Source organism: Salipaludibacillus keqinensis (assembly GCF_003226325.1).
Taxonomy (GTDB): domain Bacteria; phylum Bacillota; class Bacilli; order Bacillales; family Salisediminibacteriaceae; genus Salipaludibacillus; species Salipaludibacillus keqinensis.
Genome location: NZ_PDOD01000001.1, coordinates 189,654 through 202,541, shown reverse-complemented (window position 1 = coordinate 202,541; position 12,888 = coordinate 189,654). Strand labels below are relative to the sequence as shown.

At 39.0% G+C, this 12,888-nt stretch carries 10 protein-coding genes, 1 other RNA gene and 1 other annotated feature; all 11 genes read right to left on the bottom strand.

Annotation, left to right across the window (positions count from 1 at the left end):
• Positions 1-123: 123 nt before the first annotated feature.
• Positions 124-891 carry a tRNA threonylcarbamoyladenosine dehydratase gene (locus CR194_RS01030; RefSeq protein WP_110607789.1) on the bottom strand — a complete coding sequence of 256 codons (768 nt, stop codon included), beginning with the start codon at positions 889-891 and terminating at the stop codon, positions 124-126.
• Positions 892-1,091: 200 nt separating this feature from the next.
• Positions 1,092-1,278, bottom strand: a non-coding RNA gene (ssrS, locus tag CR194_RS01025) — 6S RNA.
• A gap of 372 nt (positions 1,279-1,650) precedes the next feature.
• Complete coding sequence (aspS, locus tag CR194_RS01020; protein WP_110607788.1) at positions 1,651-3,438, bottom strand: aspartate--tRNA ligase; 1,788 nt, start codon at positions 3,436-3,438, stop codon at positions 1,651-1,653.
• A gap of 29 nt (positions 3,439-3,467) precedes the next feature.
• On the bottom strand, positions 3,468-4,730 hold the full coding sequence (gene hisS / locus CR194_RS01015) for a histidine--tRNA ligase (protein WP_110607787.1): 1,263 nt from the start codon (positions 4,728-4,730) through the stop codon (positions 3,468-3,470).
• A 139-nt stretch (positions 4,731-4,869) separates the two neighbouring features.
• Positions 4,870-5,101 (bottom strand) — a binding site (T-box leader).
• Positions 5,102-5,173: 72 nt separating this feature from the next.
• A complete protein-coding gene (locus CR194_RS20135; RefSeq protein WP_158282132.1) occupies positions 5,174-5,344 on the bottom strand; it encodes a hypothetical protein in 171 nt (56 codons plus the stop codon).
• A 67-nt stretch (positions 5,345-5,411) separates the two neighbouring features.
• Entirely contained in the window at positions 5,412-5,855 is a 444-nt protein-coding gene (gene dtd / locus CR194_RS01010; protein ID WP_110607786.1) for a D-aminoacyl-tRNA deacylase, read from the bottom strand.
• A gap of 21 nt (positions 5,856-5,876) precedes the next feature.
• On the bottom strand, positions 5,877-8,060 hold the full coding sequence (locus CR194_RS01005; RefSeq protein ID WP_110607785.1) for a RelA/SpoT family protein: 2,184 nt from the start codon (positions 8,058-8,060) through the stop codon (positions 5,877-5,879).
• Positions 8,061-8,418: 358 nt separating this feature from the next.
• Positions 8,419-8,931, bottom strand: coding sequence for an adenine phosphoribosyltransferase (locus CR194_RS01000; protein ID WP_110607784.1), 513 nt, complete (start codon positions 8,929-8,931; stop codon positions 8,419-8,421).
• A 99-nt stretch (positions 8,932-9,030) separates the two neighbouring features.
• A complete protein-coding gene (recJ, locus tag CR194_RS00995; RefSeq protein ID WP_110607783.1) occupies positions 9,031-11,382 on the bottom strand; it encodes a single-stranded-DNA-specific exonuclease RecJ in 2,352 nt (783 codons plus the stop codon).
• 70 nt (positions 11,383-11,452) lie between these two features.
• Positions 11,453-11,782 carry a LapA family protein gene (locus CR194_RS00990; RefSeq protein ID WP_110607782.1) on the bottom strand — a complete coding sequence of 110 codons (330 nt, stop codon included), beginning with the start codon at positions 11,780-11,782 and terminating at the stop codon, positions 11,453-11,455.
• Positions 11,779-12,696 (bottom strand): cation diffusion facilitator family transporter, encoded by a 918-nt coding sequence (locus CR194_RS00985; RefSeq protein ID WP_110607781.1) that lies wholly within the window; start codon positions 12,694-12,696, stop codon positions 11,779-11,781. The genes CR194_RS00990 and CR194_RS00985 overlap by 4 nt, the downstream gene beginning before the upstream one ends.
• Positions 12,697-12,888: the final 192 nt, after the last annotated feature.

The window sequence follows — 12,888 nt, the reverse complement described above, 5'->3', positions numbered from 1 at the left end:
TTCTAAGCTACAATTACCTCCAAACCGGCTACCAACCTTCTCAAACCAGCCACCATTCTTCATGCGGGCTACAACTCCTCTTAAACCAGCGCAAAAAAAAGAGCGAGGAAATTTACCCGCTCTTTAAATCCGTCGCTCTATGTGAATACCTTCTAATAAATTCGTTACGACGTGTCCTGCCATAATAAGTCCAGATACAGATGGGACAAAGGCGTTTGAAGATGGTGGCATTTTAGCTTTTCGAATCGATCCACTTTGCTGCTTCTCAGACACGATCTCTTGTCGAATTTCTTCTCGAATTTGAATCGGAGCCTCTTCTGAAAAAACAACGTCAATTCCCTTGTAGATTCCTTCTTTTCTAAGGTTTCTTCGAATCACTTTCGCCAATGGATCATACTTCGTTTTAGAAATATCAGCTATTTTTAATTGTGTTGGATCCATTTTATTTGCAACACCCATACTTGAAATTACTGGAATTCCTCTGTTCAAACATTCTTTCATTAAATGAATTTTATAACTTACTGTATCAGAGGCATCCACGACAAAATCTAAATCATATTCAAAAAACATTTCATAAGTCTCTTCTGTATAGAACATTTTTAATGCTACTACTTCACAATCTGGATTAATATCTGCAATCCGCTCTTTCATAAGATCAACTTTCGGCTGACCAACTGTTGATACTAATGCGTGAATTTGACGATTCACGTTTGTAATATCAACATCATCTTTATCGACTAAAACTATTTTGCCAACACCCGTTCTTGCCAAAGCTTCTGCGGAAAAGGAACCGACTCCTCCAATACCTAGAATAGCTACAGTACTATCTTTTAATTTCTTTACTCCATCTTTACCAATGGCTAATTCGTTTCTAGAAAATTGATGTAACATCATTTTGAACTCCTTTATCTAAAGTAACAAGTAGAAACTATATCATTATTTTCGAAGGAATACCAGTCCACATCTTATGCTTAAACAGAATAGGTGTTGAAATCTTTCTGTTCAGAATTGAATGTGTTTACTAGTGAACCTTGAACGATCTTCACACTAAAAAAACACCCACTTAGGTGTTTTTGTACTATAATAATATTAAGAGTCCCGTGTATGCCGTTGATGTACCTTTGCTTTGAACCTGCCATGGCAGGTGGGTGCTCAGTCCAACCATCCTAACTTCCCTAATTATCTTACTAGGGCATGTTAATCAGATTGAAACAGGTAGCTCCCAATGTTGAAGTGTTGGCTCAAAACGTTAAGTTATGACGTGCATCATAGGACCCTTAAATGTGTAATCGTACTATACCTATATACTACTAAAAAACTTATTAAAATGCAACCGTTAATTTATCTGAAATTTTCGTCTATTTAAGTTTTTACCCTTATTTTTCCTTCTATTCATGTCTACCCTGAGTTATAAAAGCTTAAACATGGATTTATAATATTCCGATTATTATTCTTTACTTATATTCAAAGAGAACAAATTTAATACTTTTTCTTTTAAGTTCGTATAAAAAACATGACTATAAGTAGAAACAAGCTGTTTACCATTTCCTTCTCAAATTCGTTGGGTCAGACAGTTCAAAAAACTATTCAATTACAAAGCAGCAATCAAAAACGCGGTAAATAGGGGATCACCTATCTACCGCGTTTAATTTAATTTGTTTTTTCTTTTTCTTTAGGCTTAATAGAGAGATTCAGATCATTAAGCTGGGCTTCACTTACCCCACTTGGAGCATTTGTTAACAAGCAGCTGGCGCTTGCTGTCTTTGGAAAAGCAATCGTTTCTCGTAGGTTGTTTCTTCCTGCAAGAATCATTACGAGGCGATCCAACCCAAGAGCAATTCCACCATGAGGAGGTGTACCATATTCAAAAGCATCTAAGAGAAAACCAAATTGACTCTTCGCTTCTTCCTCTGTAAATCCTAAAGCTGAAAACATTTTCTCTTGGAGCTCCCGTTCATAAATACGCTGAGAACCTCCACCGAGTTCATAGCCGTTCAATACAAGGTCATAGGCTTCTGCTCGAATGTTTTCTGGAGCTGTTTCTAGAAGTTCTTCATCCTCTGCTACAGGACGTGTGAACGGATGATGTTCAGCGACATATCGGTCTGCATCTTCATCGTAGGATAAGAGCGGGAATTCAGTCACCCATAAGAAATTAAATTCCTCATGATTGACAAGCTCTAAATCTTTAGCAAACTTAATACGTAACGCTCCAAGTGCATCCCATGCTACACGCTGTTTGTCAGCAACGAAAAAGAGAATATCTCCCGCTTCCGCTCCAAAGCTATCAATCAACTCAGCTGCTTTCGCTTCATCGAAAAATTTCGCTATAGGACCTTTTAACGCTTTGTCTTTTTCAACTTTAAGCCACGCTAAACCTTTGGCACCATAGATTTCCACAACCGAACCAAGTCCATCTAAATCCTTGCGTGAATATTGGTCAGCCACGCCTTTTACACAAATTCCTTTAACTACTCCACCGTTTTTAACCGTATTGGCGAATACTTTGAAATCGCTCGTTTGAACTTGTTCAGAAACGTCTACTAGCTCCATGCCATATCGCGTATCTGGTTTATCAGAACCAAACCGGTTCATTGCTTCATAATAAGTTAATCTTGGAAACGGCTTTGTAATCTCAATACCTTTAAGTTCTCTCATAATTCTTGCCATCATATCTTCCATCATCGCTAACAAGTTTTCTTTCCCCATGAAAGAGGCTTCAATGTCAACTTGCGTAAATTCAGGCTGTCGGTCTGCTCGCAAATCTTCGTCACGGAAACAGCGGGCAATTTGGTAGTAACGTTCAAAGCCTGAAACCATTAATAGCTGTTTAAATAGCTGTGGTGACTGTGGTAACGCATAGAATTCACCATGGTGCACACGAGAAGGGACGAGATAATCACGCGCTCCTTCTGGTGTACTTTTCGTAAGCATTGGTGTTTCCACTTCCATGAATTGCTCTTCATCTAGAATGTCTCGAATGAGTTTCGTTGTCCGATGACGAAGATACATAGAGTCGTACATTTTTGGCCTGCGTAAATCCAAGTAGCGATACTTTAGACGAACATCTTCTGACACTTCTACATCATCTTCAATCATAAATGGTAAGCCTTTAGATGCGTTTAAAATCGTCAATTCTTCGACCATGACTTCTACTTTACCGGTGGGAATAAGCTCGTTAAAATTTTCTTCGTCTCGTGCCACGACTTGACCCGTAATTTCGATGACATATTCATTTCTTACTTTCTCTGCTAGTTCAAGAGCTTGTGGTACCTTTTCTCCATTACATACCACTTGAACATGACCTGAACGATCTCGTAAGTCGATAAAAATCACTTGCCCTAGGTCACGTCGTTTCTTAACCCATCCTTGTAAAGTTACTTTTTCACCTATATATTTTTCTAATATCTCACCACAAACATGTGTACGTTGTTTCACAGTATAACCCCTTCCTTTTCTCCTCGTGACTATTTGCCGATCTTTTCCATAATTTCATTCAATTTGATCAATTCTTGTTCTCCTGTAGCCATGGTCTTTACCATCACGCTGTTCTGAGCCAGCTCATCTTCTCCTAAAATCAGGACATATTCAGCTTGTTGGCGATCGGCCGCTTTCATTTGACCCTTCATTTTCCTACCTAAATAATCACCATCTACAGTCAATCCCTTTTTACGAAGCTGATGAAGAAGTTTCGGAGCCGCTTCTTTCGCTTGATCACCCATCGTTACGAGATAGGCATCCAGACCTTGTTCCACTGGAAGCTCGACACCTTGAGTATCTAATGCCATCAGAAGTCGTTCAAGGCTTAAAGCAAACCCGATTCCTGGTGTTGTCGGTCCACCAATTTCTTCTACTAAGCCATTATAACGGCCTCCGCCAGTTAACGTTGTGATCGCTCCAAATCCTTCGCCATCTATCATTATTTCAAAAGCTGTATTGTTGTAGTAATCGAGACCACGGACAAGAGTGGCATCCACTTCATATGGTATCTCCATATCATTTAAAAATTGTTGAACTTTCTTAAAGTAATCCAATGATTCTTCGTTTAAATAATCGAGAATGGAAGGCGCGCTACTCATTAATTCGTGATCACGATCCACTTTACAATCTAAAATGCGCAATGGATTTTTTTCCAGCCTAGACTGACAGTCCCCGCAAAACTCAGATATTCGCGGTTTGAAGTGGTCAATTAATGCATTTCGGTGGTTATTTCTACTTTCTTTATCACCTAGACTATTAACCACCAACTTCAAATTCTTCAAACCTAATTCTCGATAAAAATCCATCGCCAACCCAATCACCTCTGCATCAATCGCAGGATCAGCACTTCCCATTGCTTCTACACCTAATTGAACAAATTGACGCATTCGTCCTGATTGCGGTCTCTCATATCGAAACATCGGCCCGATATAATAAAGTTTGACTGGTTGATCGGCCCAACCGTGCATTTTATTTTCTACAAATGCCCGAACGGTTGATGCGGTACCCTCAGGCCTAAGGGTGAGACTTCGTCCTCCACGGTCTTCAAATGTATACATTTCCTTTTGAACAATATCGGTTGTGTCTCCAACCCCTCTAGCAAACAATTCTGTTTGTTCGAACATAGGCGTTCGGATTTCTTGATAATTGTATCTTTTACATAAATCATGAGCCTTTTGCTCAATATACTGCCATTTCTTTGATTGAGCCGGCAAGATATCTTGAGTTCCTCTTGGTATTTTATACTTCATACAAACTCCTCCTTGCATCTACACGATATATTTTCCCTATCTACTAAACGAACAGACAATAGGTAGCTTACGCATTTTACTTTAGTGCTTTAGCGCGATCAATTATTAAGAAATATAAAAAACCCCCACCCCTGAACTTGTCAGGGACGAGAGTTTATTCCCGTGGTACCACCCTAGTTGAAGCAAGATCTGCTTCCTCTTAAATCAGTTAACGCCTGATAGACGACTTTTCCTAATGCGGAAGATCCTTTTCAGAAAAATACCTAAGGAGTGTTCATTCATAAAGGTTCAAATAGAAATGCTTCCAGCCAATGACATTTCTTCTCTGGTTTTGAAGATTCTTTATTACTCTGCTCCCTCAAAGGTGTTGTAAGTATTAACGTGAATTTTAGTCTATCATACGAATTGTTCCTAGTTGTGTCAACCTTTAATTAAGAAAAAAACTAATTTCGTTCTACTTGTCTTTTAAGACTACGTACTTCACGCGTAGACAAACCTATTTCCGGACTAGATCCGTAAGTGCTTCTTTCTGCTTCTACAAAACGGTGTAGATCAGGTTGTAACAAAGGGTTACCTGAAAGACCTTTCTGTTCATGATTATATCCAGCTCTCATTGGTTATCTGCCGCCTTTTAGCTTCAGTGTAACCAACAAATGAACGTTTTACACAAGTTGATCTGGACTATTTGCTTTCAACGATGAGCGTAACAGGACCCTGGTTGGTAAATGATACGTCCATCATCTCTCCAAATGCTCCTGTTTCTACCGTAATGCCATGACTCTTACTTAAAATGTCATTAAACTGATCATATAGCTTGCCTGCTTGATCAGGCTTCGCTGCAGCCATGAAATTAGGCCGTCTGCCTTTTCGACAATCCCCATAGAGAGTGAATTGCGATATAGATAGAATTTGCCCTTTGACATCTTGAACAGATAAGTTCAGTTTTTCTTGATCATCTTCAAACATACGAAGATTGGCGATTTTGTCTGCCACATATTTCACATCTTCTTCTGTATCTTCATGAGTAATCCCCACAAGAAGCACAAGACCATGATCTATTTTTCCTTCAACTTTATCATTCACTGTTACTTTTGCTTCCAATGAACGTTGAACAACAACGCGCATAGTTTATCTTCCTTTCTCGCTTTAATGCATAATCCTCCGTACGGAATAAATATCAGAAATTCGTTTGATCCGTTCCACTACCCGCTGCAAATGCGAGATATTTTGAATGGATATACTCATATTAATCGTAGCCATCTTATTTTTATCCGATTTGCCAGAAACAGCATTGATATTTGTTTTCGTTTCAGCCACAGCTTGTAAAACATCGTTTAATAAAGCTCTGCGATCATAACCTGAGATTTCAATATCTACATTGTAGTTTTTAGGCTTTTGGTGATTTCCTTCCCATTCAACAGGAAGCAAGCGCGTGTTCGACTCATCGTTATCGATGTTCGGACAGTCCTTACGATGAATCGAGACCCCTCGCCCCTTCGTAATATAACCCACAATATTATCTCCAGGAACAGGATTACAGCATCGAGATAGACGAATCAATAAATTATCTACTCCTTTTACACTAACTCCTGTACTTGTTTTTGACACAGACTTTTCCTGTGGCTTGAGTTCTTCAACAGCTTCTGAAATCGTTAGCGACTCTTGTTCTTCATCTTGCTTTTTTCGAAGATCATCCGTTAACCTTGTGACAATTTGAGCTGCAGTAATACCACTGTAACCAACAGCAGCGTACATATCTTCATCTGTTGTGAAACTGAATTTATCAGCTACACGATCAATGTTTTCATTCGTTAAAACTTCTTTTGTAGTAAAGCCTTTTCGTTCTATTTCTTTCTCAACCATTTCCCGGCCTTTTTCCACATTTTCTTCACGTCGTTCTTTTTTAAACCACTGGCGAATTTTGTTTTTCGCGTGCGAACTTTGAGTAATCTTTATCCAGTCTTGACTTGGTCCATAAGAATGTTTGGATGTGAGAACTTCAATGATATCTCCCGTTTTCAGCTGATGATCCAATGGAACCATTTTGCCGTTAACTTTAGCGCCAATACAGCGATTACCCACTTCTGTGTGGATACGATAAGCAAAATCAAGCGGTACGGAACCTTTAGGAAGCTCAATCACATCTCCCTTTGGCGTAAAGACAAACACCATATCAGAGAATAAATCAATTTTCAGTGATTCCATAAACTCTTGTGCATCATTTGCATCATTCTGCCATTCGAGAATTTCCCTGAACCATGACATTTTAGTTTCAAGCGATTCAGAGTCATTCACTGTTTTTCCTTCTTTATATGCCCAGTGAGCAGCAACACCGAATTCGGCTACTTTATGCATATCCTCAGAGCGAATTTGTACTTCTAAAGGATCTCCTTTAGGCCCTATAACCGTCGTATGAAGCGACTGATACATATTCGCTTTAGGCATGGCAATATAATCTTTGAATCTTCCGGGCATTGGCTTCCAATGGGTGTGAATCGTCCCTAAGACGGCATAGCAGTCTTTGATGCTGCTGACAATAATTCGGACTGCTAAAAGGTCATAAATTTCATTAAATTGTTTGTTTTGCAAGACCATTTTACGGTAAATGCTGTAAATATGTTTCGCACGTCCATTGATTTCTGCGTGTACATTCATATTGGCCAAGCGTTCTTGAATTTGATCTGTCACTTCTTGAACATAATCTTCTCTCTCTGCTCGTTTCTTCTTCATCAAATTAACTATTCGGTAATATTGCTGAGGATTCAAATATCGCAGGGCTGTATCTTCCAACTCCCATTTGATGGCGGATATCCCTAATCGATGAGCAAGAGGTGCAAATATTTCCAATGTTTCATTTGCTATTCTCCGCTGTTTCTCAGGCGGTAAGTGCTTTAATGTGCGCATATTGTGGAGTCTGTCGGCCAATTTGATTAGAATGACCCGAATATCTCTTGCCATCGCAACGAACATTTTTCGATGATTCTCCGCTTGCTGTTCTTCTTTTGACTTATATTTTATCTTTCCGAGCTTTGTGACACCATCAACAAGCATGGCCACTTCATCACCAAAATCTTTGGCCAATTCTTCTAAAGTGACATTCGTATCCTCTACAACATCATGAAGAAAAGCTGCTGCAATAGTATTAGGATCCATTCCTAATTCTACAAGGATGCCTGCTACTTGGACAGGGTGCCAAATGTACGGCTCGCCTGATTTACGATATTGCTCTCTGTGAGCATACTCCGCCATTTCATAGGCTTTTCGTAACAGAGCTACATCCTTTTCAGGTAAATATTCACTTGCTTTTTGAAGAACTTGTTCGCTTGTCATGGGATCACCTTGAATTTCTTTGGATTAGTAGAGAACCATCGATCTGTTTGTTGTTGCTATGTCAACACTTGCGCTCTCTATGTTGGGACACTTTTCATTGACGTGTCGGTGTAAATTATGTATTAACAAATGATTAATTAATGAGAAAGTTAGAACATTTTCTCACCTTGCTACTGCTAGCCTTCCATTTAATTATTTATAAAAAAAGCGTCTCTTCCGCGGAAAAGACTTGCAATCATCATAACATAATTATTAGACAAATAGCATGTAATAATGAGGTATTTCACCTAGCCCCTTCATCATGTTCTAAAAAAGGGAAGACAAGGAGTGCCAATTGACACCCCGAGTCTTGTTGCCTTTAATAAGTCATTAATGTAAAAACATCATATTTACCAAGTTTACTGCGACCATCTAAGTAGCTCAATTCGATCATAAAAGCAATTCCAGCTACAACCCCACCAAGCTCTTCTACCATTTGAATGGTTGCTTCAATTGTTCCTCCAGTAGCTAAAAGATCATCTGTTATCAGTACTCTTTGGCCAGGTTTGATTGAGTCCTTATGGATATTCAATGAATCTTTCCCGTATTCTAATCCGTAGTCCACCCCAAGAACTTCTCTTGGTAATTTACCTGATTTTCTTACAGGAACAAACCCAAGCCCAAGACAATAAGAAATAGGGCATCCTACGACAAAACCTCTTGCTTCAGGTCCTACAACCACATCTACATCTTTATCCTTTGCAAATTCGGCCATTTCATCAATTGCTTTTTTGTAAGCTTCGCCGTTCTCCATTAATGTAGTAATATCCTTGAACCGAATACCTTCTTTCGGAAAATTCTCTACAACCGTAATGTACTGCTTGAAATCCATTGATTCTTCCTCCTAGTTTTCCTTTGGCCCTTTAAAGCCTTTCTAATCATCCAGTCTCTCTTAAGTCCAAAACCCTTTAAAGCTTAACTCTACAATTAGCTAAACAGAAGTTAATTGTTTGTCCTTCATGCCTTTATCCATCCAGTGTTTCAATGCTCGGTAAGAAGAATAGAATAGTTCATTCTCAATGTCACTCTGTTCAATATGTTTTTGGTACGTAAAAGATTCAGCAAGATCTTTTTTAACTGGTTGGTTCTGTATTTGTACCACACCGTTATTTATTTTAACAAATTCAAGCTCAAAAAACACCTTACACATAAATTGAATAGATGTTTCTTGCCAGCCTTTGTGCTTGGCCAACTCTTTCGAATTTTTTTGAGCATCAAATTGCTGACGTTTTAATAAAAACGCATAAAACCATTTGAACTGATCTCTTGAAGGAATCGCTTTGAAAAAGTGATCTTCTTCAATTAAAAACAATGCATAGATTCTATGAACATCTTGACACGTGTGAAGAAGCTCTTTCATTTGACCCATCGTGGCAGGTAGATCCAATAGCAACAGGTTCTTTGCTTCGCTCAACTGCCTTCTATTTGAAGAAGTATCAAACATCTCTATCGTTTTCCACTGAGTCGGCAAACTATTTAGCCATTTCCTCGATTCTTGATGAAACAAAACAACCGAGCACTCTTCTACACCCATCAGCTGCTTATTTTGAAGCCATCTCTTGTCTCCCCTAAGGTCAAATAACTGCCATTCGTTTACTTTCAAGTCTTCAATCACAAATTGAGGTTTGCTTTGCCCATTCCACTCGTTAACAGAAAGTTTACCAACTGTAGATATTTTTGAAAGGGGGGAGATATGTTGATGCGATTCTCCCATTCGAAAAGCAATCCCGTCTAACTCTGTGCTATTCTCCTTATCAGTAAAAGTCATCTTCAAATGGTCTTCGTTTGCTCCGATTTTTTTGATCATACGAAGATTTACATCTTCCAATAATACCTTTGGAGCTGGATTCCCCATACCAAATGGCGCCATTTGCTGAAGATCGTAGATGGCCTGTAACGTCACTTCATTTAAAGACACTGGTAAATCTACGGAAAGGGATTTTTTCCAATCTGATTCTTTTAACGTGTCTAAAGCAATTGCTGTTAGTTTTTCACGTAACTGATCTATATGCTCCATCTTCATTGTGAGCCCTGCAGCCATAGGATGCCCACCAAAATGTGGCAACCAATCTCTGCATTGAGATAATGATTGAAACATATCAAATCCTTGAATGCTTCGAGCGGAGCCTTTTGCAAGTCCAGTATCTTCATCAAAACTCAATACAATTGTAGGTCGATAATATTTCTCAACTAGGCGACTAGCAACAATACCAATGACACCAGCATTCCAGCCGTAATTACCGACAATAATGACAGGAGGAATACCCGCTTTTTCAACTTGGTCTTCCGCTTCTTTGGCAATCTCTTTGACGATTGTTTGACGTTCTTTATTTAAATCATCAATCATTTGCGCTAATTCATCAGCTTCCATTTGATCTTCAGTGATGAGTAACTCAATAGCTGGATCTGCTGAATCAAGCCTGCCTGCCGCATTTAATCTCGGTCCGATTAAAAAGCCAATTTGCTCCTCAGTCAATTCTTGTACATTAGAACCTGATCTTTCAATAAGAGCTTTCAACCCAGGTCTTTGAATTCTAGACAGGGATTGCACTCCTTTAATAGCTAGAAAACGGTTCTCTCCTTGTAATGACACTAAGTCTGCAATGGTTCCAATTGCAACTAAATCATAGTATTCTTCAGGAATTCTTTCTAATAACGCTTGTGAAACTTTGAAAGCCACTCCCACACCAGCTAAATGTTTGTTAGGATACTCACACATTGCCTGCTTCGGATTAATTACTGCATAACCTTCAGGGATCGTTGGCGGCGGTTCATGATGATCGGTAATAATTAAATCGATATTCAATTCTTTAGCTACTTCAGCTTCGTGAACTGCGGAAATTCCCGTATCCACTGTGATAATTAAAGAAACATCTTCTTCTGCAGCATGTCGAAAGGCTTTTTCATTTGGCCCATAGCCTTCGGTGAATCGATTAGGAACATAAAAACCGACATTAGCGCCTAATTGTTTTAGTGTCATATACATAAGTGAGGTACTTGTGACACCATCTGCGTCATAATCACCAAATATTAGAATTCGTTCACTCGTGCGAATTGCTTCATGTATGCGGTTCACCGCTTTTTCCATATCTTTCAACTGAAATGGATCATGGAGTGAACTCTCGTCCATATGTAAAAAAGCATCTACTTCTTCTTTTGTCTTCATTCCTCTTTGCACTAAAAAACGCGTGGCAATTTTCGATAAACCTATTTCTTCTGAAAGTTGTTGAACCATCGATTCTTCAATTTCAGTCACTTTCCATTCCGATTTCGAGTAAAGCATAAAAACCACCCCTGACCTGTTTATTATACATAAGGTCAAGGGTGGTATCAATGAATCTATTAGGTTACTGCTATCCCTTTTTTCTTGCTTTTCTAGTTGTTCGAATTTGTTGATCAGGATAGTCATCGTCATGTACTAGTTCCTCATCTGAATCTGAAACTTCTGGAATCTGATTGCGTAATTGTTTCACTTGTTGTTGTAAACGATAAATTTTGTACATCCCTACACTTCCAACAATCAGTCCCCCCATCAACACAGAACCAATAATGACTAAAACAAGTGGCCAGTCACTTTGACCGAATAAATAATTAACCTCTACAGGATCAACATTAATGACGGCAAAAATGGAAATGACTAAAACGATAATAAGTCCTGTTATTAACCCCCATTGTCCTTTCATGTTCCTTCAATCTCCTCTCTAGAATATGGATTAATATGGACACGGACATCTTGAACATACCCGTCTTCCATAAGAATTCTTTTAACACTTTTTCCAATTGAGTGACCTTCTTCTACAGAGATATCAGGATTGACGGAGATTTTAAGATCAACAATGACATAATGTCCATGCTCCCTTGCAAGAAATTCATCCACCTTCAACACTCCTTCGACTGCTTTCACTTTGCGAAGCATGTCTTCAGTATCTTCTTCGTGGAGGACATGGTCTAAAGTATTATGTATCGCTTCTCCACCTAGTTTCCAGCTCATTTTCATAATTAAGAGCGAAACGAAGATTCCTGCTGCTGGATCCATATAGACAAGCCAGTCAATGTTCATCGCCCCACCAAAAATTGAAGCACCAATCCCTACTAAGGCTGCGAGAGATGAAAAGACATCGGAGCGATGGTGCCATGCATCCGTGACTAAAGCATCACTCCTATACTTTTTACCCAAAAAGATTTTATATCGAAACATCATTTCTTTAATAATGATTGAAAAAATCACTGCGTAGATCGCAATCATACCTGGGACAGCAATAGGCTCAAAAAACGAACGAACGGCACCAATAGCGATTTCAACACCTACAATAAACAACAATACAGCTACGATAATTGCTGTCACTGTTTCAGCCTTCCCATGTCCGTATGGATGATCCCGATCAGGAGGTAGCTTGGCAGCTCTTATACCGATTAAAACGGCTACAGAACCTACCACATCAGAAGCGGAATGAACTGCATCAGCAACTAAAGCACGACTGTCTGCAATCACACCAATAACCCCCTTCAACACGGCTAGAACGATATTACCAATAATGCCTATCCAAGCTCCGAAACGAACTTTTTTATATCTTATATCTTGCTCTTGTGAAGTCATGCTTGACACTTCCTTCATGATAACCAGTATTTAACTACATGATTGGTATTATCATACCTTTTTTATACGTATTCGCCAAATTATACTACTTCTTGTCTGCGGTCTACAGAGCAGGTGGAACTGACTACAAGAAGGGGCAAAACATCTACAACTTATCTCAAACTAACTACAAAATGGTCTGCGGGATACAAA